Below are 22,746 nucleotides of genomic sequence, written 5' to 3'. Positions count from 1 at the left end.
GCTCTCAAGGCGATGTAATGTGGGACCCTTGTTTGCTGAAGCGGCTCACCGAGATTGCCTGTTCTATCATTTGACAGGGCTTGTCGGTCGTCATGAAGGCGATATCGGAGGCGTCCCGCCCACTGCCGATGCGGACAAGGCCACCGACAGGAGCAAGGCGGGTTGGATCCACCAGCCACCATGCGTTTTCGAGATAGACTTCAAGTATGGCATGGAAATCCGGGGGCTGCAGTTCAAGCGCGTAGGCGCTCACCGCCCGTGCCGGCACGCCGATGGCGCGACACAGGCTGATCGCCAGATGCGTGAAATCCCGACACACGCCTGCCCGATCGACAAAAGTGGCGAGCGCCGTCGTCTGGGCGTCGCTGACCCCGTGGACATAATCAATGTGATCATAGATCCAGTCGAGGATCTCGACCACTCGCGCCACGCCATCCGGGGAATTGGCGAATTCCCTCTGGGCAAAACGCATGAAACGGTCTGACGGGCAAAAGCGGCTGGGCAGCAGAAAAGGAAAAGTGTAGTCGGGAAGTTCGGCCCACAAATGCCGACGACCTTCTGCTGGAAGCAGTGGGCGCAAATGGTTCTCGATTACGGCCCTATAGGTAATGGTTGTCGGACCCGAGACCACTGCACGCAACTTGCGATCGCCTTCGAGATTTTTGTCGGTCTGGTAGTTTGCGCTGGGCTCGAAGACCAGACTTTCGGTAATGATCTCCTGATCTCGACTTTGCGATGCCTGAAGCGCTAACAGGATCTGGGTCTCATTTTCAAATGCATAATTGAGTCGAGCTTCGATCTCCACTTGCATGGATGGCCTCCGAAATGACAGCTGCAGGAATTTGAAAGGAGAACGTTGAACATTCCCAGAGAAGAGGAGGCTTCTTCCCTCGTCACGCCAGCATTCTCAGCGTCGGCTCGCGCTTCCAATACCGCTTCGCTGCAGCAGCAATGAAAGCCGCGCCCAACTCGACGACACCTTCGTCGACTTTTACGCCAGCCGCCTCGAGCAGCTTGTCGGCTCGTCCGTCGTGCCCTATCGCCTTCAGATGACCGAATGCATCTGTGAGCCACTGGACAGCCGCTGCGTCCTTGCTCAGTTTGTTCCCTGCATCGGCGGACAAAATGACGGCGACTGCATCGAAGAGCTGGGAGGGGGAGCCCGCTAGCTGCCCGTCGGCTTGAACCATGCCGTCGTCCGAAAGCTTGACGCCCTTCCTGATGGGCGCGACGAGGAAGGCTTTGGCGCCCTGCCCGGCAATAGCCTCGACAAGCTTGGTGAGCGTCGACGCGTCGCTCCCTTCGGCGAGGAGGATGCCGATTTTTCGCCCCTTGAGCGTATCCTTCATTCTCTTTTGTATCGATAGGCTATCGCTCGCCTCGAGCTCGACGGTCTTTCGTGCGGCCTCGCTCCGCGCAGGCAAGGCGATGCCGAGCCCCTCTGCTACCCGCTTGGCGAGACCCTCATCGACGTTACGCAGATTGGCCACCATGCGCGCCGGCACTTTTTCGAGTCCCACCTTGGACAGCTCAAAAGTGAAGGACGAGGCAATGTGGGCTTGTTCACTTTGCGTTTGCGACCTCCAGAACATCCGGGCCTGGCTGTAGTGATCGGCGAAAAGTTCGCCTCGAGCCCGGAGCTTGCCGTCTCCCGACCGGTCCTCCATCACGCTTGTCGTTCTAAAGCCTGTCGCCGGACATTCCCGCGGGCCGCCGGTCTCGCCGTGATCCTCGAGGCTGTTAGGCTCGTAATTTGCCCGGCCTTTGGGAACCTGCATTTGCATCATGCCGTCCCGCTGGAAATTCATGACGGGGCATTTTGGGGCATTGATGGGGAGCTGATAGAAATTGGCAGTCCCAAGACGGGATTTCTGGGTATCAAGATAACTGAACAGTCGGCCTTGTAACAAAGGATCGGCTGAGAAGTCGATGCCAGGGACAATATTGGCAGGGCAGAAAGCGACCTGCTCCGTCTCCGCGAAGAAATTGTCCGGATTGCGGTTCAGCGTCAGCCGTCCAACCATCTTCAAAGGCACCACCTCCTCCGGGATCAGTTTGGTGGCGTCGAGAACATCGTATGGAAGGCGGGCCGCCAGTTCTTCGTCGAACAGCTGGAGTCCAAGGTCCCACTCAGGAAAATCGCCGGCAGCGATTGCCTCGAACAGATCCCGGCGATGGTAATCATTGTCCGCGGCCTGCAGCTTCAGCGCCTCGTCCCAAATTGTAGACTGGATACCGAGACGCGGCCGCCAGTGAAACTTGACGAACGTCACCTTTCCCTTCGCGTTGACCAACTTGAAAGTGTGAACGCCAAAGCCCTCCATCATCCGGAAAGAGCGCGGCAGCGCCCGGTCCGACATGGCCCACATCAGCATGTGAGTGCTTTCCGGCATCAAGGAAGCAAAATCCCAAAAGGTATCGTGGGCGCTCCCAGCCTGAGGATAGGCCCGGTCAGCCTCCATTTTCACCGAATGCACGAGGTCCGGGAATTTCATGGCATCCTGGATGAAGAAGACCGGGATGTTGTTTCCGACGAGGTCCCAGTTGCCTTGCTGGGTATAGAATTTGACCGCAAAGCCTCGGACATCGCGAGGCGTATCCACGGATCCCGCACCGCCGGCGACCGTCGAGAACCGCACGAAGACCGGCGTTTTCTTGCCCTTGCCGCGGAACAGATCCGCCTCGGTAATGTCTGAAATATCCTCTGTAAGTTCGAACACACCATGAGCACCGGACCCGCGCGCGTGCACGATGCGCTCAGGGATACGCTCGTGGTCGAAGTGAAAGATCTTCTCCCGCAGGACGAAATCTTCGAGCAAGGCGGGTCCGCGCAACTCGGCCTTGAGGGTATTCTGATTGTCAGAAATCCGAATACCCTGATCGGTCGTCAGAAAACGATCGGTTCCGTCATCCAGACGTTGATGGGTCTCTCCACCATGCCCGCGATCCGTCTTGAACTTTCCATCCTGAGGCATGGGTAAGCTCCCTTTCTTTAGCGAGGTTGCTCGAAATTGTGTTTGGGCCACGCTGCTTGATCGAGCGTGACCCTCTGCTCGCCGCCGTTTTAGATCGCCGGCAGATCATCCCTGATGCGGCCCCCAACCGTTGCCATGTAGGCCGCGGATAATCCTCCAACCAGAAGTCCCACAAAGGCCCAGAGGGCGGCATAGGCACCCGCTTTGCGTGCTGCATCTGCAGCTGCTTTAGCCTTATCGGTCGCGTGCTGGGCCGTTTGCTTCGCCTGGGCGATAACGTCGTCAACTCTTTTGGCGGCGTCGGCCTGGCTGAGCCCGGTCTGACGCGCTACGACTTGAGCGATATAGGCTTTGTCAGCTTCGTTCAGTTCTCCGCTGACGAGCGATTGGGCCACGATACGGCCGACTTCGGATTTGGCTTGGGCGCTATCCGCCGACGCAGGCGGCTGTTGGGAACGGAACAGCATGTCATTGAAGTAGGCACTCACGTCGCTGTTGCCCGTTGCGGCGCCCGCGGCCGACCCTGCGGCATTGGCAACTGCGCCGGTCAAAGCTGCGCCTGACTGAGCGATGCCGGTGACGGCTGCCGAAAGAATCGTACCGGCAAGGCAAGCGGCAGCGATAGTACCCACCGCCCAGACGAGCATCCCATGTGCAGTATCCCGGAAGAAAACTTCGTCGTTATGGATGCCGACCCACTGCGTCCGCAGACGCCCAGACAAGTAACCTCCTACCGCATAGGCGAAGAGCGGGATCGCGATCGACCATAAAATCGCCAGCACCCCAACCGTCGTTCCGGATGCACCGGCGTTCGACCAAGGAGAAATGGAGGCCAGCCCTATCCCGGCGCCGACCACAACAAGAATAAGGCTGATGACTGTGGAAGCGGCAGCTCCTGCAATAATTGCCGCCCATGATACCGCCGATCTAGCTGATTCGACCGGTCCGGATGCCGAGGTGACAAACTCAGCCGTTCGAATTGAAGCTTCTGACATCTAGGCCTCCTATCGATACAGCAATGCAATAAGGATGATGATTGGGATCGGGACTCCCAACAGCCACAGTAAAATGCCTCGACCCATTGTTCCCTCCCCAATGACATGAGCGGTGTTCGCCTGCGACGATGTCCGGCTGCTTCAAAACTGTCATGGCGCGGAGTTGTTCCTGCCCGATGTATTTCCGCCGCGCCGCTTAAATTCAACGGATACCGACTTTGGCCAGGCCGGCATCAGCCCCTGAGCTAGGGGATGAATGACTAGTCGCTGTTGCGCCCTTGCCTAACGCGGTTGGAACCAAGTGGCCTCGTCGGATGTTGCGGAACCATGAAATGGAGGCCTGACATGGCAATCGAGGACAACGAAATTGGTCACCTGATCGGCAGTGACAAAGTGGAGGGCACTGCGGTCTACGGTGCAGATGGAGAACGCATTGGATCAGTGGAGCGGGTGATGCTCGACAAGCGCAGCGGGCAGGTATCCTATGCCGTGCTCGCCTTTGGCGGCTTCCTCGGCATTGGAGACGATCACTATCCGTTGTCGTGGGATAGTCTGAAATACAATACGAATCTTGGCGGCTATCAGGTTGCGGTTACGGAAGACGACCTGACCCGCGCGCCCAGATATGCCCATGAGGAGGAGTGGGACTGGAACGATCCAGCCCGCGCCCGATCCGTAGATGACTATTATGGCGGCGCCTTCGGCTTCGTTCAAAATTCTTCGCCAGACGCACAGCGCGAAAGGATCTAAGGTCGATCACAAAGCGCTCAAATACCTGCCCACGGGCAGCTGGAATCAAAGGTTCCAACTGCCCGCGATGATTGATAAAAAAATGGACTAAATAGCGCCAGCGCCAAGGCCAGTAAGAGGAATTGAGGCATCGTGAACTTAACAGACGCGAGGCAGGGGGCAGCCCGATCGGGCCCTGTGGGTTCACGCCGGAGCGATTTCCGCCCATAGGCTCATCGCTGCTGAACGCAATTCGCGATAGTGACCGGCGGAGATGTCATGGCGTGGGATGTGGAATCGGATTAAGAGACATTCGGCAAACCCCAATCTGTTGGGGGCTTGGGCCGAGGAGCGCATTCCATGGCCGCACGGCTTGCGTGCGACAAGCAAGGCGTTCCTTAGGGGCACCCCGCCCGAGGACGAAACGATTGCCTGGGCAGGTCTCCTGGCTCGCGGGTCTTCGCTTCCTGTCGGCCTTCCCGGCGATACTCGCCAGTGACGCTGGATGACAGTCGGCTCGCCGCTCACAGTTGCGGGGGCAGCTCCGGTATCGCAAAAAAGCTCACCGGATTCCCTCTTAGCCCCGGATGCGAATCCGAGGACCCATGACACTACATATGGGGTAGGGGAATGAACGCCACGTCAATATCGTGGTCATGCGAACCTTGTCTTTGGCTGTATCTGCCGCGGATAGGATGGAAGGCGAGACATTGTCACAGGTTTCAACAGATGGGCTGGCCCCCAGTCGTCGGCAGATCTCGTTGGCTCTTAACCTTGTCGGAAGCATGCGCTCCGTCGAAATTGAGGGTGTGATAGTCTCACTAAGCCGCAGCGTGGTCAGCCCCGGCTGACGGCGCTTGTGGCATTCCAAAGGTGTTAGAACCGCCGCGGCTGTCGGCGCTCGACAACGTCCGATAATCTTGCATTATCGTTCGTTTTCTACTTTATATAGGAGATGCCGCAAGACAGCGTCCACAACCCCGAAAATCACACCCCGGAAGGCTCGGCTTCGCCTGAGCCACCGGCGATTGCCGTCGATCTTTCAACCGCGCAGACACCGGCCGAGAGCCTGAACCAACCCTCCCCTCCCCTGATCGAGTCTGTGGTGCCGGGGCATCTTGGGCACCTTGCAGATCGCGCCCGCCAATACGTCGAAGCGGCGAGCTCGGCCAATACCCGCCGCGCCTATGCGTCCGATTGGAAGCACTTTGTTGCCTGGTGCCGGCGCCATGGCTTTGAGCTGCTGCCGCCCTCCCCGCAAATCACCGGTCTCTATATCACCGCCTGCGCCTCCGGCGCCGCGGCAGCCGATCGCAAGCCGAATTCGGTCGCGACGATCGAACGCCGCCTGTCCGCCCTAAGCTGGAACTATCTCCAGCGTGGCATGCCGCTGGATCGCAAGGACCGACACATCGCTACCGTTCTTGCCGGCATTCGCAACACGCACGCCTCCCCTCCCCGTCAGAAAGAAGCGGTTCTGCCGGAAGACGTCATGGCCATGCTCGAGACGCTCGACCGCGGCACACTGCGCGGGCTGCGCGATCGCGCGATGCTGCTGCTGGGCTTCGCCGGCGGCTTGCGGCGATCCGAGATTGTTGGTCTCGACCTCCGTCGCGACGACACCGAGGATAGCCGAGGCTGGGTCGAGATCCTCGATATGGGGATGCTGGTCACCTTGCGTGGCAAGACCGGCTGGCGCGAAGTCGAGATCGGACGTGGTTCTTCGGACCTAACCTGCCCCATCGTGGCAGTTGAAACCTGGCTCAGTTTGGCGAAGATCAGTCACGGGCCATTATTCCGCCGGGTCACCGGCCGGGGCAAGGACGTCGGTTCGAACCGCCTTGCTGACCAGGAGGTGGCGCGGCTGGTGAAACGCACGGCGCTCGCCGCCGGCGTGCGGCCGGACCTCAGCGAGGGAGAACGGCAGATGAAGTTCTCCGGGCATTCGTTGCGCGCCGGTCTTGCCTCCTCAGCCGAGGTCGACGAGCGCTATGTCCAGAAGCAACTCGGTCACGCGTCCGCCGAGATGACGCGCCGCTATCAGCGCCGGCGTGATCGCTTCCGGATCAATCTCACCAAGGCTGTCGGGCTCTAACTCGGCAGTTTTAGTCTTGTGAGAATTCGAGCCGCAATGGCATCCACTCGTCAGTGGCGCGCTTCGGTCAGAGTGCGGGTCTCGGCCTGGAATCTCCATATATCAGCGGTGAGATCTGACGACGGGGGTTGACGAGCGACTGATCTGGTGACCCTCCAATTTAGGCCAGCGCGGCATTGACGAGCCGTTAGAAATCAAACTCCATTGCCGCCTACCCTTTTCCTGACGCTGTAGTCGCCGATGGGAACGGGAGTGGCCGTTGACACGTCGGGCTTACCTATGAGGCGCGCGTATGGATGACTCTCTCCATACGCCATGATATAATTCTCCATACAGCGGAGATGCCGTAATGACGACGCTACAGATTCGGGACGAACGCGCGCGTTCCCTGGCCCAGGAATTGGCCGTAAGGCGCAAGATCACAATGACCGAGGCGGTAATCCAAGCGCTCGAAAGGGAACTGGACCGTGAAAGGCAACAAGTCCCGCTCGCCGGTCGTTTGCGAAGGATCGCGGCCGAGCTTGCAGATGACGGCAAGCCGGGTGGCAGGGCCATGACGAAGGAAGAAATCGATGCGATGTGGGGGCACTGATGTTTGTGGACACATCTGTCATCGTTGCGATCCTGGCCGACGAGCCTGAGGCAGACGCCTTCGCGGCGAAGCTAGCCGATGCACCTCACCGCTATACATCAGGCCTGGTTATTCTCGAAGCTGCCATGCGCTTGTCCAGCCTCCTCAATGTCGACCCCGTTGTAGCCGAGCGCCGGATACAGCAAGTCATCGATGAAGCCGTCATCCTGATCATGCCGATCAACGGTGCCATCGCCACACTGGCTGTGTCCGCTTTCGCCGCATTCGGTAAGGGGCGAGGCCACCCAGCCCAGCTCAATCTTGCCGACTGCATGTCCTATGCCTGCGCAAGAGCCCATCGATTGCCGTTGTTGTTCAAGGGCAATGATTTCTCTCAGACCGACATTGAGGTGGCATGACTGCGTTTGACACAACCCTGCGAGATGCGATCCAAGGGTTAGCAAGGGTGGAAGTCGGACGGGCCGGCGAGGCAAAACTGGCTTGCGCGTGGGCGATATTGGCCAGGACTCATTTGACGCGGCCTGCCCCGTTGCGGCTGAGCTAGGTTGAGAACCCAAAAATGGCGACCGGTTGGCATTCGGGAACCAGTTCGCTACGGTCCTCTGATGGCTGATCTGACCGGCAGTTCTCTCTCTGATGTTGCGAGCTTCCTCCGTCGGTTAGAGGCTGCTTGCCTCCACTACACGCTTACTTCTGTACGTGAAGGAGTACTAATGGTGCAGGTAGCTGTGCCGGGCGAACGCTGGGAGATCGAGTTTTTCCCTAATTGCCCGCCTGAAATCGAGGTGTTTCGAAGCGACGGCAGCATTAAGGGGGCGGATCTGCTCGCACGGCTCTTCACCGAGTACGGCGACTAGGATTCAGCATCGGCGTGAGCCGAAAAGGATCGATTGCACTTCCGTACGCGCACATTTTCAAGTCTCAACGGCAAAGTGAGGTGTGCAGATGAATATCTCGATCGATCACGCGGCGGACTTACGACCAAAATCCACGTCAGCGTCGATGTGCAGGGGCTCCCGATCACACCCGACTTGACGGGAGGCGAAGCACATGACGGAAGGATCGCGGATACGCTGCTTGGCTAACTTCGCACGCCCACCATCTTCCTAGCGGACAAGGCCGACGATGCCGATCGAATCCGAGAACCGATCCGAGAGCAGGGACCACCACCCCCAACATTCCACGCAAAAGCCATCGGCGTTGGTGGCCTTGCGTCAGTAGGCGGCCCTACCGTAGGCGTAACCTGTTCGAGCGCTTCTTCTTAAAGCAGAAGCACTTCGGACGGATCGCTACTCGCTAGGAAAGCTTGCCGCCAACTTTCTCGCTATGGTTCAACTCGCCCCAATGCGGCTGCGGTTTCGAGCTTGCGAGTCTACGGCCCAATTCTCCGGATCGTCCTTCAGCCAACCGGGAAAATGTACCGTGGTTGCGCTCATTCCGTGCGAATTGTCAGCTGACAATTTTTCCTTCATAAAGTGGGCGTCGGCCCAGGCGTTAAGCTTTTGTTTACACAAAATTCCTTGACGGAAGGTACGACTCGGCGCCTATTTGCGGCAGTAGGGCCTATTCTCTCTCGGAACCGTGAATGACGCCGCTCACCTCAAAAAACGAACTGCACCTGGAACAACAGGTGGCACCGGCGATGGACCAAGTCATCGCTGCCGACGCGCATTCGCTAAGTCAAAACCTTCAGGCGCTCAGGGAAAAGTTATTCCCTCCTGAGGCGCAGAAGGCACTGCGAAAATTCTCGAGCGGCGAGGCGGCCAAGCTGATTGGGGTAACTGACAGCTATCTCCGCCACCTTTCGGCTATTGGTGAAGGCCCAGTGCCGGAGGTGACGGCTGGCGGGCGGCGAGCCTATTCGCTCACTCAGATCCACGAACTCCGTCAATATCTCGGAAGGGCGAAGCCATCCTACTTGCCCAGCCGAACTGGTCTTGAGCACCTACAAACGATTGCAGTCACGAATTTCAAAGGGGGCTCAGGTAAAACCACAACTGCCGCTCATCTCGCCCAATTTTTTGCCCTTCGAGGTTACCGCGTTCTAGCGGTGGATCTCGATCCTCAGGCCTCGATGTCTGCGCTTTTCGGGTACCAACCTGAGTTCGACGTTGGTGACAACCAGACCCTTTTCGGCGCCATTCGCTACGACGATGAGCGACGACCGCTCACGGAGATTGTCCGCAAGACATACTTTGCCGGCTTGGATTTGGTCCCGGCGAATCTAGAACTTCATGAATTCGAACACGACACGCCGAAAGTTCTAGGTGACCCCTCGCGTTCCGCGGACGGTCTATTTTTTGCGCGTGTTGCTGGCGCACTGGCGGAAGTCGCGACCTCCTATGACGTGGTCATCATCGACTGCCCGCCTCAACTCGGTTTCTTGACACTTTCCGCTCTATGCGCAGCCACTTCGGTTCTCATCACAGTTCATCCGCAAATGTTGGACATAGCGTCGATGAACCAGTTCCTCGCAATGGCGTCCGACCTCCTGGCGGTTGTTCGCGAGGCAGGCGGAAACCTCCAGTACGATTGGATCCGATACTTAATCACAAGGTACGAGCCTAATGACGGCCCCCAGGCCCAGATAGTAGCCTTGCTCCGAAATCTCTTCGATGAGCGAGTTCTGACCGCGATGATGGTGAAGTCTACCGCCGTTTCCGATGCGGGCCTTTCTAAGCAAACTATCTATGAATCCACTCGCGAAGCACGAAATCGCCAGACCTACGATAGAGCTGTTGAGGCGATGGATGACGTCAATCGCGAGATTGAGAAACTTGTTCGTCTAGCTTGGGGGAGGAGTGCTCCATGAAAGGGCGTGAGGCTCTTCGTGAACTGATTGCTGCCGGCAAGCCTAAGGAAGGTGATGGGTCTGCGCATCCGCTCCGTAGCGCCGGGGCTATCAGAACCGTTGGCTTGGGGCTTCAGCATATCTCTGAAGAAGCCACCCAGGCCAAGGCTCTGCGCGCTGTGTTGGCAAGCGGAGAGCAAATTGTTGAGCTTGCACCATCGGATATCGAGGTATCGTCAATTGCGGACAGAATACCGTCTGACGAGGATCCCGAGTTCGAGAGCCTACTCGAGAAGATTCGGGACAATGGGCAACTCGTTCCCATTCTGGTGCGACCGCATCCGTCGGCGGAGAGACGCTACGAGGTTGCTTATGGGAGGCGCCGATTGCGGGTAGCGGCTGCTCTTGGAAGATCGGTGAAGGCAATCGTACGGAAGCTTTCGGATGCCGAACTCGTTATCGCGCAAGGGCAAGAAAATGGTGAAAGACGAGATCTTAGCTTTGTTGAGCGAGCACTGTTTGCCTCCCAGCTGAATGCTAACGGTTTTGGTAGGGACACAATCACGGCCGCACTTGGTGTCGATAAGCCCGAACTGTCTCGTTTATTGCGAGTGGTAGAGGTTGTGGATTCAAGGGTGATTTTGGCGATCGGCCCGGCACCAAAGATCGGAAGACCGCGGTGGCTTCAGCTTGTCGATAGGATCACTACCTTGGGTGCTGCCAAGGCTGTTGATCGTGCGCTTAAGTCTCCGGAGTTCGCCAGTCTCGACACAAATGCTCGGTTCAATGCCGTTTTGTCGGCAACGGAAACAAAGCTAGTTAAGGCACCGGTTCGTCGGGCATTGACAACGCCCAGTGGCCAGCGGATTGCCTGGCTTGAGAGCACCTCAAAGGGCGTGCGGTTAACGACGGACAAGTTGAGCTTTGCCTCGTTCCTCGAATCTCGTCTTCCGGACTTCATCAAGGAATTTGAGGAGGCGGGAATATCGGACAACGCCCGCCTAGCAGGGGAGGAGCGTGAGGACAGATGATCGCCAGGTTTGTCACCTGACAATGCCCGTAAACATCTGAAAAGGAATGACATTCGGCAAAGAAAAAGGCCCCCAGAACGTCACCGTCCCGGAAGCCCCTCTCTTTCTCGCAAAATGAGAGTCTCACTTCCGCGAATCACAGTCAAGTTTTTTGGCGCCGTTTTTGGTGAGCGGATTTCTTTTGCCTGATCAGAGGCAAAGGACATATGACAGAAATCGCAACGACGCCCTTTGGGCGCCGATCGCTGTCGCTTGGCATGATCGCAGCGCAGGTCACCGCGCGCGGCTGTCCGCCGGATGCGGTCGTTCATAAATGGCAGGTCTTCCATGCGATCTGCGAGGCGAAGACGCGGCTGGGTGTTTCCGACCGGGCGCTGGCGGTCTTGAACGCGCTGCTGAGCTTCCATCCGGACACGACCCTGACAGGGGAGGGGGACCTGGTGGTCTTCCCGTCCAACCGTCATCTGTCGCTGCGGGCGCATGGCATGGCGCCGGCGACGCTGAGGCGCCACCTTGCGGTGTTGGTCGAGCGGGGCCTCATCGTTCGCCGCGACAGTCCCAACGGCAAGCGCTATGCGCGAAAAGGGGAGGGGGGAACCATCGAGGATGCCTTCGGCTTCGATCTCGCGCCGCTCGTGGCCCGCGCCGGAGAGTTCGAGCATCTCGCGGGAGCGGTAAAGGCGGAGAGGCAAGCCATGCTGCTGCTGCGGGAAAGGGTCACGCTGCTTCGGCGCGACATTGCCAAGATGATCGCGGCCGGGCTGGAGGAGGGGGTTCCGGGGAATTGGGAAGGCCTGCACGAGAGCTATCTCGGTCTCATGCGCGGGATTCCGCGCTCTGCGACGCATGAGGAGCTCAAGCCTGTCGAGGCGGAACTGGCGCAGATGGCGACGAATATCCGCAATATCCTGGAAACGCATGTCTTTTCCAGGAATCCAAGCGCCAAAGAGTCTCAAAGTGAGCGCCACATACAGAATTCAAACCCAGACTCTCCTATTGAATCTGAACTTGCTTTCGAAAAAGCAAAGGCGAAGGCAGTGCCCCTCCTGATCATCGACCCGCCGGGTGAAGCCGCGACCGCTCCAGGCCGCACGGCGCTGGGGCCTGGAGCGGATGCGCCTCCGAGCGCGCGGATATCCGATGGACCGGGACCCCGACCGCAACCTGCGTCGAAGACCTATCCGCTGGGCATGGTGCTGGAGGCCTGCCCCGAGATCGCGGACTATGCTCCGGACGGCATACGATCCTGGCGCGATCTGGCAGGCGCGGTGGGGCTTGTGCGCAAATTCCTCGGTATCAGCCCGAGCGCCTGGGAGGAGGCGCAGGAAGCCCTCGGTGCAGAGGGTGCGAATATCGTCATTGCCGCCATGCTGCAGAAGGGCGAGGCCATCAAGAGCCCGGGCGGTTATCTGCGCAACCTTACGCAGAGGGCGAGGGCAGGGCAGTTCTCGCTCGGTCCCATGCTGATGGCCCTGATCCGATCGAAGCTCGGCAAGGAGCGGCGTAGTGCGTGAGGGGGAGGCAATGGAGCACCGTCTGGCGATGTCCAGGCGCATCGCTGGGGCGCAGGGGTCAGCCGATACGCCTGTATCCTCGCTTCCGCTTGCGGGCCAGCCAGATATCGAGCGCGACGACGGCACTCGCAGGCAGATCGAACAGATTGCTCACCCTGCGGCCAGGTGTGCCGAGACGGCCCCATTCCCGGACAAGAGCGGTCTCCTCGAACAGGGTCGGCTCGATCGAGAGCACATAGTAGCGGGCCATGTTCTTCGACGCATCGATGCGCTCGAGAACATAATGGAGCCGGGGGAGGGCAGGGGGCTTTGCCATAAGTCATTCTTGCCCGCCGCATCACGCCGATCCAATTCATTCTGTGAATCGTTCGGCATGGAAAGGATTCAGGGAATTGATGGGATGAAGCGGCCCGAACGCTTCTAGTTTGCCGGCTAAAAACAACGTTGTGCCACCGAAACTTGGAATTTGGGCGGGTTTGCCCACAGTCTATCGTGGTTCTCTTCGGCGCAATATGAAAGCGCGTTCACCCCTCCAGCCTGCTGCGCCGGCACGGGCAAGCCCTGTTCGGCTTCGCTGGCATGCTGCGCCTGACCAGTGGAAAACCCGAACGGTCGCGTTGCGGTCTTCCATGCTAGAGGACCTCTGCAACCGTTATACTCATGCAGACGGTGTGGGACCGCTTCGGATGGATTCAACGGGCGTGGGCCAAGGTTCAAGGCGTTTGCGACTTCGTGCACGGCCACTTACGGTTTGATTACGGCAGGGCTCGGCCGATGCGCACGGCGGCCGCCGCGATGAACGAGCAGGTGGGGGCGTGTCGCGACTTCACTCATCCCGCGGTCACAGCGGGCCGGCGTCTCAACATTCCCACTCGATACTGCAACGGCTACCTCGGCGACATCGGTGTACCACCCGATCCAGCGCCCATGGACTTCAACGCCTGGTCCGAAGCCTATCGGCGGGCAGTGGTACACGTTCGATGCCCGCCACAACATGCCGTTGATTGGACACATCCTGGTCGCTCGAGGACGCGACGCCATGGACATACCCATGCTCCACACGTTCGGCCCTCACGACCTTCGCGAGTTCCAAGTCATTACCAGGGAGGGGCCGTCTGGACGAGGTACGGGGAGCAACACTAGATCCCCCAGCTACCATCTTGCAAAACAAGGTCTCGGCACCAATCTGGGGTAGCTGTCGACAACCTACTTGCATGACGGAACCATGACCGACGGAAGGACCCCCATACCAGAATTGCTCACGCGTGTTCTTAGTGATGAGCGACGCGACGAGGATCTAGAGAGCGATATTGCTTCCAGTTTCCAGTATCTTCCCGATACGCACACCGAATACAAGAATGTGAGGCGCCATCCTCATGTGAAATGCATGGTACTGTATGACGCGCCGAGCAAGCGCGATCTCCCCACCTGGGCTCCGATGCTGACATCGTCTCTGGACGCCGTGGAGAAGCTGCGATCCAGGCTTACGCCGGCCTGGCGCCTGGACGCCGTCATGCGCCAAGAAGAGGAGTTCGTTGCGCGGGCAAGCTCCGCCTCCGGAGAAAAGGTACAGGCGGTAGCCCGGTCGGAAGTTCGCGCAAGGCTGGCGACGGTGCTGCAGGCAATCGAAAAATCGCGCTGAGCCTTCATTGGCTCTTGAAATCGCCAGGAGGCAAACCAAATCGATCTGAGTCAGGCGCTTAAGAGGCCTGACGCGGGCGCCAGAAGCGTCTGGCGCACTGCTTGTAACCATGTTGCTTCAAATGAGGATGTGGCTATGAGAACCTACGATTTCACTCCATTCGCTCGCTCTGCCATCGGCTTTGATCGCTTCTTTGAACTGTTGAACAAGCAATCCCCTGAAAGTGCGGAGAATTTTCCTCCCTACGACATTGTCCGCACCGGGGACGATACGTTTCGGATCACCCTTGCGGTAGCGGGCTTTTCGCCGTCCGACATCACGGTGACCGCTCAGCAGAACTTGCTGACTGTAGTAGGTCGCAAGGCGGAGAGGCCGCGCTCAGAGGACTACATCTACCAAGGCATTTCCGCCCGGGCATTTGAACGGCGCTTCAATCTCGCCGACTACATCGAGGTGGTAGGCGCAGGGTTCGAGAACGGATTGCTGCAGATCGAACTGTTGCGCAACGTTCCCGAGGCTATGAAACCTCGTAGCATTGAGGTGGTGCCTACGACTTCCGCGCCGCGGGACAAGCATCAACTTGAGGAGGCTAAGGCCGCCTAACCTCTCGTTCGGGAGATGTCGTGGCCATGTCGTCTCCCTTTTTGGATCATCGATTTTGGAGGCTTCGATGAAAAAACAAGACAGTGGTTGGGACTTCAATGAACTGCTGCATCCAAGCCAAGCATTTGAAAGCCCGCTGCAAGTTGCGGAAGACCCAGATCTGACGCTCAACGAGAAGAGGGCCATTTTAGCGTCTTGGGCGTCGGACGCTTGTGCCATGACCGCGGCTCCATTGTTGCGTGAGCTTAACAAGGGAAGCGTGGCCAGTTACGATGAGGTCATGGATGCGCTACGTACCTTGGATGAGGAACCGGGCCGCCAGGCTCGTCGGTATTTGCGTCGAGTTCAGCGTCGCAAAATCTCGGAACAATCGGGTACGTCCGGTAATTCGGGAGCGTCGATTCAATAGCACTAGACATTATAACTGCCGCCGCGAGCTGCGGCGGCAGTGTTACCTGCCGATACCGGTTTTGAGGGACGCAATCTGAGCATCCCCGGAGAGATTCAGAACTTGATGAACCTTTCGCCTGCCGCTGTTTCTGTCGCCGCGGCAGGCAACACCTCGACGACGCGATGAATCGCCAATACGGCCTTCTCCGGCAAGAAGAAGGACCGAGGAGGATTGTTCATCTCCAGCTGATAGGCGCCTTTTGCATGGGGTAGCAGAAGGTTGCAGGAGCGGTTGAGGTGCGCAGGATGGCGCTTCACCGGCCCGGCCAATGCCCACCGCCCAACGGCTTCTGGAGAAAAGGTGCGCCACAACAATCTAGCCGGCCTTGAGCAGCCCGTCGTGTCGCACGCGATTTTCTGACTGTCGTGGATTCGGATCCATGCAGTTAACGGACGATGACCTGGTCTCGGAGCGTCCTCGGCACTTTGTTCGCCTTGTTCTTCCAACTGCTTCAACCAATCGCCAAGTGCCGCTTCCTTGAATGTTCAAACGCTCCCGACTTTCGCGGCCCCAGTAAGTTGTTCCCGCTACGTCAATGCGGGCACCGTACGGGTCCCCCCCCAAGAATGCAGGAGGCATTTCGTCCTGGCGGCAGCAAGACCAATCATAAAAAGCCATGTTGCAACCGTTGAAAATCGTACCGGCGAAGCGCAAAAAAGCGAAGCGGGGGCTTTGCTGAATTGTGGACTACCGCGTGAGTGTAAGACCCACTTCCGACGAAAGCTTCACAAGGCGCCGTCAGCTCCGTTTTAAGTATGCGGTGGAATATGTCGCCCTGCGCGCCCTGGTGGGCTTTTTGCACATGTTCCCTCTCGACACGGCCTCATGGTCCATGGGGGTGGTGTGGCGCTTGATCGCTCCTAGGTTGAAGCGCCATGGTCGGGCGCTGAGACAGCTGGCATCTGCCTATCCGGACAAGAACCGCGGCGAGATCGAGGCCATCGCGCGGGAAATGTGGATGCAACTGGGCAGAACCTTCGCTGAGAGCTTACTGATTGAGCGCCTCATTCGGGCGGGGCGCATCGATGACCGGACAGGACCTATTCTGGAGCCACTAAAGAGGGCCGGAGCGGCTATTGTTTTTGTTTCACTGCACATCGGTAATTGGGAGCTGGCAATTATTCCTGCCGTCTTCAGGGGGATCAAGGCGGCCGGCGTCTACCAGCAAATGAAGAACCCCATGGTCGATGACTATATTGCTCTGGCCCGTCGGGATCGCTATCCGCGTGGTCTCTTCGCCAAGAGTGCCGCCGCGGGGCGGCGCCTGCTTCGTATCGTGCGCGAAGGCGGTTCCGTCGCAATGCTGGCTGATCTGAGGGATCGACGCGGTATAATCGTGCCATTCTTCGGTCGCCCCGCGCCCAGCAACACCTTCCCCGCGCTACTCTGCCGCAGCAGTGAGGCCGTTTTGGTCGCCGCACGTACTATCCGTACCGGCGGAGCTCATTTTCGCATCGAGGCACAGGAAATTAAAGTTCCTCGCACCGAGAATAGGGAGGTTGATATCGAAGTGCTGACGAAGCGAATTCATGCGCTCTTCGAGCAATGGATCCGCGAACACCCAGAGCAGTGGATGTGGGCACACCGGCGCTGGGGCTGAGCGGTTAGTCGACACATTTAATTGTAGGAATTATTGGTAGCTCCTCCTGCGGGCAGCGGAACGGTTCCCCCGATAGTGGCGCCCGCGCTGGTGCACGTCTTCCTCGTCGATCGGCAACCAGACCCTGAGCCGCTGTTATTTCTTCCGTGTTCGCACGGCCCTTAAGCCGAATGCCACCACAACGCAGATTAGAATGACTACAGCTAGAACCGCGCAAAATACGATGTTGGGGTCAATGGTAGTCACTAGGCGAGCCACGATTGTAAGGCGTTATAGCTCCTCTATCATACGGTATTCGTTGCGGTAAGTTTTCGATGAATCACTTTTGCAAGACCACCGACGGCACAAAGTTCGCAGCAATCCGGGCATCAATCACTTCGAATAGAGTGATGGCACGCCTTCTTCGCCGGGATCTGGACGGACTGGACGAGTATGCGGAAGGTGAAGGAGGGCGAGGTGACGACCCACATCTTCGGTTTCCTGACGACGGACGCCAACGCAGTGCTGAAGCCCCACCATGCCAAGGCCATGCCGGTGATCCTCACCGAGCCCGAGCAGTTCGAGATCTGGCCGAAGGCGCCCTCGAGCGAGGCGAAGGAATTGCAACGCCCGTTGGCTGCCCACGGCGCAGAGCGCGGCCACTGCAACGTAGCGTCGCTATGGCCGCCTAGCCCAACGGCGATTGCTTTGGTGCCGGCGGGCGAGCTTGCACATTGCCAGCCAGCCGCGCCTTTCGCAGCCGCTCCGTCTTCTCCCTGATAGCAGCAATCTCTTGATCGATGATGGCCTGCGACGCGGCGTCCGTGGCGGCATGTCGAACTGCCCAGATAGGAGCCCTTCCTTGTCTGTCTTGTCCGTCATCACGGTTTTCGTCGGGTTCGGGCGGAACGGGAACGTCGACTTGCTCAAGGCCGAGCCGCATGCGCTAGCCTTCAGCAAAGTTCATCGCCCATTCAAACTCGGCGAAGGTCTGGGCGTAGAGTTTGCCATCGCTCTCGCGGACATTGACGAGCCATTCCCCGCCTTCCTGCACAACGCTTACCTTTGCGATTGCCAGATTTTCCGGTGTCATCCCCTTTGACCTACACACAACTGGCGCGGAAGCGTCATTCGGCACTTTTAGACGTCAGCGCCATGTCGACATAACCAATGCTAGACTCGATTGTTGGGCCCGACAAGAAGTAACCTTATCGCCGCTCGCTTCGTCCGGACACCGCCTCGTCGCGCTCCACCTCCCAGTCCGCCAGGCGTGCATTCTCATCAAAGTGGGGAACAACCACGGGTGGATACGGCTTCTTTCTTAGAACGGCTTGAAACGGTGCACTCGTGCACGGAGCTAATAGAGGTTCCCCGATGAGAAACAAACTACTGGCCACCGTCACTGTGGCGGCGCTATCCGCGGTCATCGCCGCGAGTGGCGCCTTCGGACAGGATGAGCAGATCCTGAAGCGCAAGCAGATGCAGGAGGGCGCACCAGCGCCCACGCAGCAGGAGCCTGCCGACACCACGCCCGTCCTACACAAGAAACTCAGGCAATCGCAGCAGGCACCGGCCACGGAGCAACCTTCGCAGGCTGACCAAACAGGTGCACCTGCCCGCAAGCCGGTCGATAACACGCAGCGATCGGTCCCCACCGCCCCCAACCGGGCTGAAAGAAATTGCGCAGCCGGCCAGGAAGGCAATTGTCGTCCCGCCAAGCCTTTGAAGGTTGGCCATGACCAACAGGCCCCTGCAAAGTCGAACACCAATCTTGGCCAGCAACAGCCCGAGGATCAGGGCCGCCCACAGAAGAAACCGCTGACGGGCCAGAACCCGCAGCCCGAGAACCAAGCCCTGCCGCAGAACAAGCGACTGACGGGCGAGGCGCCGCAGCAGCCCGTGGCACCCGGAATAAAGCCTGACCGGACCCAGACCGGACAAACCGGGACCGGCGGTAGCAACGACGTTGATGTCGTCGGTTCCATCAATGTTCCGCGCAACAAGGCCAGCCGGATCCGTGAATCCCTGTTCCGCTCCGGCCAGCGCAGCGATGTCGACGTCAGCGTAAGCATCGATGTCGGCCAGGTGCTTCCGGAACGGGTGCGCGCGCGGCCATTGCCGCCCGATATCATCGCGATTGCGCCCGAGTATCGCAGCTATGACTATGTCGTCGTTCGCGACGAGGTCGTCATCGTCGAGCCACGGACTCACAAGGTGGTCGAGATTCTCCGCAAGGGCGGAGGGGGAACCGCTCGTGCCAATGTGGCTCCCAATATCCAGCTGACGGCTGCGCAGCGCCAGGAGATCCTGAGCTATGGGCGCGCTCACCGCTCTGCTGCCCCACCGCCGAGCTTCGACGTCGACACCGGCGCGAGCGTACCGAGCCAGGTTGAATTGGTGCCGATGCCGGACGCCATCGTCACCGAGGTGCCGGCCATCCAGAGCTACGACTTCTTCGTCGATCAGAATGACCAGGTCGTCCTGGTCGATCCGGATACCCACGCCGTAGTGGACGTCATCGACGAGGAATGACCAGGCCTCTTCCCCACGGGATGCACCCGTTCCGTGGGGAAGCCAAGCTCTGACCTTCTTCCCCTCCGGATGCGGATTTGCCGAGCGAACGTCGCTGGCTTCAAATGGTCTCTGGATGGCTCTCGGATGTTGTTGAAGAATCGATAACATCGCGTTGGATGATCTACCTGGATATAATTTATCTTGCAGACATCCTCTTACGGAATTTGGAACAAAATCACCTCATGTACGTTTCTACCTTGCGTACAAACTGATGGAGAGTCCGATGAAGACGCTTCGAAATCTATCCGTGGCAGCACTGCTGGGCATTGGCGCCATGGCGCTTGCTTCGAACAGCGCCTCGGCACGCATCGTATGCAACGAGGACGGGGACTGCTGGCACGTCAGGCAGCATTATGAATACAGGCCCGGATTCAAACTCGTGATCCATCCTGACAACTGGCGCTGGACGGACCGTGACAGATACCGCTGGCGCGAATATGAGGGTCGCGGTTATTGGCAGGGTGGCAGTTGGGTCGAGTTCTAGCGACTCGCCTGTCAGGCCAGTCGTGACGTGGAAAACCGCCCCTCGCAGTCGAAGGGCGGGTTTGTTTATATCATTTCTACCAAATTCTTAGATTAATTGACTCATATGCTTGTAACAACTCTTATTAATTCGTGAAACCGACAAAATTGCTCTCGGAGGAACATTGGCTGATTTGCTCCGTTTTCTTCAAGATTCCTCCCAAGGGAACAGTCCGAAACGATTGGAGATCGCCATGACTACGAAATCACTTCTTATCGCGACGGCCTTCGCGCTTTGTGTCGCGGCACCGACCGCCGGCTTCGCGCAAGGCGTGCTGCCGGGAGCGAAGAATGGCGCGGAACAAGGCAATGATGCCGCAGGACCCGTCGGCGGCGTCGTGGGGGGCGCGGTCGGTGCCATAACGGGCGGTATCAACGGTCTCATCGGCATCAAGGAAAAGCCGCGCTTCAAGCAATATGTCATCGAGCAGCAACCCCAGGTCTACAGGTACGACCAGCCGGTTGCAGTCGGTGCGGTCCTCCCGGCTGAGGGGATCCAATATTACGAGGTGCCCGCCGAGTATGGGCATGTCACCTATCGATACGCTTACGTGAATGACGAGGTCGTTCTTGTCGATCCCGGCACCCACCGTATCGTGCAGGTCGTGCAGTAACCGAACTGAGGCCGGCTCGAGCTAGTCGAGCACCAGGTGCGCAACGGCCCGATCTGGCGCCAAAGTCTGGCCAAGGGCGATGTCTCCGCGACATTGCCCTCGCAAAGACGACGGACGGCGCGCTTCATGGTTCAGGTGACCAGCATCGACTGATGAGCGTCCTGTGAATCTCTCCCGTAGGCTGGGCGCCATCCATTCTCGCGTCGAGGCTGCCGCTCCCAATGGGCAACTTGGGGTAGCTACAAGAGTAGGCCGTAGGTCTCCGGAATTCATGAACAAAGCAGCAAGGTAGGTGTCGTTGCCGAGAAGGTTGTTCAGTCTGTGGATGTGCCGAGGCGGCCCCATTCCCGGACAAGAGCGGCCTCCTCGAACAGGGTAGGCTCGATCGAGAGCACATAGTAGCGGGCCATGTTCTTCGAGACATCGATGCGCTCGAGAACATAATGGAGCCGGGGGAGGGCAGGGGGCTTTGCCATAAGCCATTCTTGCCCGCCGCATCACGCCGATCCAGTTCATTCTGTGGATCGATCGGCGTGGTAGGATTCAGGTAATAGATGGATGGAAATAATCCGGCGAGCGTGAGGTTTGCCGGCTCGGTAGCAAGGACAGTTGCGGAGACTTGGAATTGGGCGGGTTTGCCCACAGGCTTTCGGGGTTCTCTTCGGCGCAGCATGAAAGCGCGTTCACCCCTCTAGCCTGCTGCGCCGGCACGGGCAAGCCCCGTACGGCTTCGCTGGCAGGCTGTGCCTGACCAGTGGAAAACCCGGATGGCTAGAAAGGGGCGCCAGTAATCGTCCAAGGCCGACGATAATTGGTTCCGATAGGAGACCATCCGCGGCCCTGTTATTATTGATCGGATTCGCTTGGGATGCACATGAATGATATTGCTGCGGACGATCGCCTTGGTGGTTTTCGCGGTGGCATGCAGTTACGCGATCAATGCCAGCTTTGGGTCACCCTGGAACCAGGCGCATCCCCTGCTCGCTATGCTGTACTAAGCACTTTGGCTAGTCGCCGCCTGCGTGATTCTCATGGCCTTCGGTTGGGTCCTTCGGGCCGGCTGGGCACCTTCGCTGACCAAATCAAAGAGGAAATCTCAGAGTAAAAAGTAGTCACATTTTTCGAGGGTGGCACGCCTGCGTCTTTTGGATGGCCAGAAAGTACCTTACGTGGGATGGTCTTGTCGGGGAGCACGTTAGGGTCGCAGGAAGGCACGAACCTCGCGCGTGATTCAATGCAAGCCGAACTTTATCCCTGCCAGCGCAATAGGAGGGCGGAGTGACCTACCCACAGTTTCGCTCGCTGTCGGTTTCGAGCATTGCCTGGTTCGTCGCCCTTGTCGCGGGGCTCGTAGAAGCTTTGCGATGGTGGCTAATTAACCCTCACGACCTTTCAAGCAGGTCGGCATTCGGGTGGTCCCTTCTCTTTGTCGTAGTTCCGGCTTTGGTACCTATTCTGGGAGTGAGCGTGGGCCTTGGGTACCTCACAATGCGCGCCTTACTGAGGTGGAAACTGCGAACATCCAACAATGATGCAATTTTATGATTTCCCAAGATCGGATGTTCATATGCCCATAACACGTGAAATCGGCCGCACAATTGATCCGCCTTGTCGCCGTCCTTCTTGCACATCTGGCGTTTGCGTTGATTGTGAAGCGGCTGCGTTGGGGAGGACCAGATGCTTTGCGGAACGGCGAGATGTAGCACCATGACAGAGGAGACCTTCGATGTTCTTCTCGAACTCTCGAACGCCAAGAGAGACAATCTGTCTGGCATAGTGATAGGTGGCGAACAGGTGCGCATTGCGCGCGGGTGCCATAAAAGCATTTACGCCGGAGGTAATTAAAAAATAAATCCCAAATCCCCGCGTGATCGATGCTTTCTCCATTACGCACTTCATCAATCATTTTTGACGGTGACGCCACCGATATGAATTTCTGTTCGCTTTTTTGATGCCGGAACAACTGCATGGAGATCGTCAACATAGCCCTTCTCGCCGGAATGGCGATCACGTTCCCGCCGGCTACAGGACTTGCCGCG

Annotated in this window: 23 protein-coding genes, 4 pseudogenes and 1 riboswitch; of the genes and pseudogenes, 18 read left to right on the top strand and 9 right to left on the bottom strand. The window is 58.4% G+C overall.

The genetic code is table 11. The features are described from left to right. Positions 1-4 precede the first annotated feature (4 nt). From AC6H34_RS30890 to AC6H34_RS30880, 3 genes are all read right to left on the bottom strand, one after another. Entirely contained in the window at positions 5-811 is an 807-nt protein-coding gene (locus AC6H34_RS30890) for a transglutaminase-like domain-containing protein (RefSeq protein ID WP_497541490.1), read from the bottom strand. An 82-nt stretch (positions 812-893) separates the two neighbouring features. Next, complete coding sequence (locus AC6H34_RS30885) at positions 894-2,975, bottom strand: catalase (RefSeq protein WP_497541489.1); 2,082 nt, start codon at positions 2,973-2,975, stop codon at positions 894-896. A gap of 89 nt (positions 2,976-3,064) precedes the next feature. Beyond that, positions 3,065-3,970, bottom strand: coding sequence for a hypothetical protein (locus tag AC6H34_RS30880; protein WP_497541488.1), 906 nt, complete (start codon positions 3,968-3,970; stop codon positions 3,065-3,067). 345 nt (positions 3,971-4,315) lie between these two features. On the opposite strand from AC6H34_RS30880, the gene AC6H34_RS30875 reads away from it, so the two are divergent. Beyond that, positions 4,316-4,720: a PRC-barrel domain-containing protein gene (locus AC6H34_RS30875; RefSeq protein WP_497541487.1), complete on the top strand. Its 405-nt coding sequence runs from the start codon at positions 4,316-4,318 to the stop codon at positions 4,718-4,720. A 183-nt stretch (positions 4,721-4,903) separates the two neighbouring features. On the opposite strand, the pseudogene AC6H34_RS30870 reads toward AC6H34_RS30875, so the two are convergent. Continuing rightward, a pseudogene (locus AC6H34_RS30870) lies at positions 4,904-4,996 on the bottom strand (IS6 family transposase); the annotation flags it as partial. A 121-nt stretch (positions 4,997-5,117) separates the two neighbouring features. Then, a riboswitch (cobalamin riboswitch) is annotated at positions 5,118-5,321 on the bottom strand. Positions 5,322-5,654: 333 nt separating this feature from the next. Here AC6H34_RS30870 and AC6H34_RS30865 point away from each other — a divergent pair. The 8 genes and pseudogenes from AC6H34_RS30865 to repC all read left to right on the top strand — a co-directional run bounded on the left by AC6H34_RS30865 (position 5,655) and on the right by repC (position 12,722). Further along, positions 5,655-6,794 carry a site-specific integrase gene (locus AC6H34_RS30865; protein WP_497541486.1) on the top strand — a complete coding sequence of 380 codons (1,140 nt, stop codon included), beginning with the start codon at positions 5,655-5,657 and terminating at the stop codon, positions 6,792-6,794. A gap of 349 nt (positions 6,795-7,143) precedes the next feature. Further along, positions 7,144-7,386, top strand: coding sequence for a type II toxin-antitoxin system VapB family antitoxin (locus AC6H34_RS30860; RefSeq protein ID WP_497541485.1), 243 nt, complete (start codon positions 7,144-7,146; stop codon positions 7,384-7,386). Then, positions 7,386-7,784, top strand: a complete 399-nt coding sequence (locus tag AC6H34_RS30855; protein WP_497541484.1) for a type II toxin-antitoxin system VapC family toxin — start codon at positions 7,386-7,388, stop codon at positions 7,782-7,784. The genes AC6H34_RS30860 and AC6H34_RS30855 overlap by 1 nt, the downstream gene beginning before the upstream one ends. A 207-nt stretch (positions 7,785-7,991) precedes the next feature. Then, positions 7,992-8,243: a hypothetical protein gene (locus AC6H34_RS30850; protein WP_497541483.1), complete on the top strand. Its 252-nt coding sequence runs from the start codon at positions 7,992-7,994 to the stop codon at positions 8,241-8,243. A 28-nt stretch (positions 8,244-8,271) separates the two neighbouring features. Then, positions 8,272-8,766, top strand: a pseudogene (locus AC6H34_RS30845) (IS5 family transposase); the annotation flags it as partial. Positions 8,767-8,971: 205 nt separating this feature from the next. Then, complete coding sequence (gene repA, locus AC6H34_RS30840; protein ID WP_497541482.1) at positions 8,972-10,198, top strand: plasmid partitioning protein RepA; 1,227 nt, start codon at positions 8,972-8,974, stop codon at positions 10,196-10,198. Further along, positions 10,195-11,208, top strand: coding sequence for a plasmid partitioning protein RepB (repB, locus tag AC6H34_RS30835; protein WP_497541481.1), 1,014 nt, complete (start codon positions 10,195-10,197; stop codon positions 11,206-11,208). The genes repA and repB overlap by 4 nt, the downstream gene beginning before the upstream one ends. A gap of 206 nt (positions 11,209-11,414) precedes the next feature. Continuing rightward, entirely contained in the window at positions 11,415-12,722 is a 1,308-nt protein-coding gene (gene repC, locus AC6H34_RS30830; protein WP_497541480.1) for a plasmid replication protein RepC, read from the top strand. Positions 12,723-12,780: 58 nt separating this feature from the next. On the opposite strand, the gene AC6H34_RS30825 is transcribed toward repC, so the two are convergent. After that, a complete protein-coding gene (locus AC6H34_RS30825) occupies positions 12,781-13,038 on the bottom strand; it encodes a WGR domain-containing protein (protein WP_497541479.1) in 258 nt (85 codons plus the stop codon). A gap of 344 nt (positions 13,039-13,382) precedes the next feature. Here AC6H34_RS30825 and AC6H34_RS30820 point away from each other — a divergent pair, with 344 nt between their 5' ends. The 4 genes from AC6H34_RS30820 (at position 13,383) to AC6H34_RS30805 (ending at position 15,376) form a co-directional block, all read left to right on the top strand. Continuing rightward, positions 13,383-13,865 (top strand): transglutaminase-like domain-containing protein, encoded by a 483-nt coding sequence (locus AC6H34_RS30820; RefSeq protein WP_497541478.1) that lies wholly within the window; start codon positions 13,383-13,385, stop codon positions 13,863-13,865. An 82-nt stretch (positions 13,866-13,947) separates the two neighbouring features. Next, positions 13,948-14,364 carry a hypothetical protein gene (locus tag AC6H34_RS30815; protein WP_497541477.1) on the top strand — a complete coding sequence of 139 codons (417 nt, stop codon included), beginning with the start codon at positions 13,948-13,950 and terminating at the stop codon, positions 14,362-14,364. A 135-nt stretch (positions 14,365-14,499) separates the two neighbouring features. Beyond that, on the top strand, positions 14,500-14,967 hold the full coding sequence (locus AC6H34_RS30810) for an Hsp20 family protein (RefSeq protein ID WP_497541476.1): 468 nt from the start codon (positions 14,500-14,502) through the stop codon (positions 14,965-14,967). Positions 14,968-15,034: 67 nt separating this feature from the next. Then, on the top strand, positions 15,035-15,376 hold the full coding sequence (locus AC6H34_RS30805; RefSeq protein ID WP_497541475.1) for a hypothetical protein: 342 nt from the start codon (positions 15,035-15,037) through the stop codon (positions 15,374-15,376). 95 nt (positions 15,377-15,471) lie between these two features. Here AC6H34_RS30805 and AC6H34_RS30800 read toward each other — a convergent pair whose 3' ends face one another. After that, the gene (locus tag AC6H34_RS30800; RefSeq protein WP_497541474.1) at positions 15,472-15,873 is read right to left on the bottom strand and encodes a hypothetical protein; all 402 of its coding nucleotides are present in this window, start codon (positions 15,871-15,873) and stop codon (positions 15,472-15,474) included. Between the two features lie 239 nt (positions 15,874-16,112). On the opposite strand from AC6H34_RS30800, the gene AC6H34_RS30795 reads away from it, so the two are divergent. Both AC6H34_RS30795 and AC6H34_RS30790 read left to right on the top strand, forming a co-directional pair. Further along, complete coding sequence (locus AC6H34_RS30795; RefSeq protein ID WP_497541473.1) at positions 16,113-17,018, top strand: LpxL/LpxP family acyltransferase; 906 nt, start codon at positions 16,113-16,115, stop codon at positions 17,016-17,018. A gap of 396 nt (positions 17,019-17,414) precedes the next feature. Further along, a pseudogene (locus AC6H34_RS30790) lies at positions 17,415-17,777 on the top strand (SOS response-associated peptidase family protein); the annotation flags it as partial. A gap of 166 nt (positions 17,778-17,943) precedes the next feature. Here the strand turns inward: AC6H34_RS30790 and AC6H34_RS30785 are convergent. Next, complete coding sequence (locus AC6H34_RS30785) at positions 17,944-18,090, bottom strand: hypothetical protein (protein ID WP_497541472.1); 147 nt, start codon at positions 18,088-18,090, stop codon at positions 17,944-17,946. Positions 18,091-18,371: 281 nt separating this feature from the next. Between AC6H34_RS30785 and AC6H34_RS30780 the strand changes: the two genes are divergently transcribed. The 3 genes from AC6H34_RS30780 (at position 18,372) to AC6H34_RS30770 (ending at position 20,707) form a co-directional block, all read left to right on the top strand. After that, a complete protein-coding gene (locus tag AC6H34_RS30780) occupies positions 18,372-19,529 on the top strand; it encodes a DUF1236 domain-containing protein (protein WP_497541471.1) in 1,158 nt (385 codons plus the stop codon). 265 nt (positions 19,530-19,794) lie between these two features. Beyond that, the gene (locus AC6H34_RS30775; RefSeq protein ID WP_497541470.1) at positions 19,795-20,055 is read left to right on the top strand and encodes a hypothetical protein; all 261 of its coding nucleotides are present in this window, start codon (positions 19,795-19,797) and stop codon (positions 20,053-20,055) included. 232 nt (positions 20,056-20,287) lie between these two features. Next, positions 20,288-20,707, top strand: coding sequence for a DUF1236 domain-containing protein (locus AC6H34_RS30770; protein WP_497541469.1), 420 nt, complete (start codon positions 20,288-20,290; stop codon positions 20,705-20,707). Positions 20,708-21,033: 326 nt separating this feature from the next. Here AC6H34_RS30770 and AC6H34_RS30765 read toward each other — a convergent pair. Together AC6H34_RS30765 and AC6H34_RS30760 are read right to left on the bottom strand one after the other, a co-directional pair. After that, positions 21,034-21,183: pseudogene (locus AC6H34_RS30765) on the bottom strand (WGR domain-containing protein); the annotation flags it as partial. Positions 21,184-22,270: 1,087 nt separating this feature from the next. Then, complete coding sequence (locus AC6H34_RS30760; RefSeq protein WP_497541468.1) at positions 22,271-22,594, bottom strand: hypothetical protein; 324 nt, start codon at positions 22,592-22,594, stop codon at positions 22,271-22,273. Between the last annotated feature and the right edge of the window lie 152 nt (positions 22,595-22,746).

This window comes from Labrys sp. ALF-8, assembly GCF_059699065.1.
The sequence above is the reverse complement of the archived record's forward strand: the minus strand, read 5'-3'. Positions and strand labels throughout refer to the sequence as shown.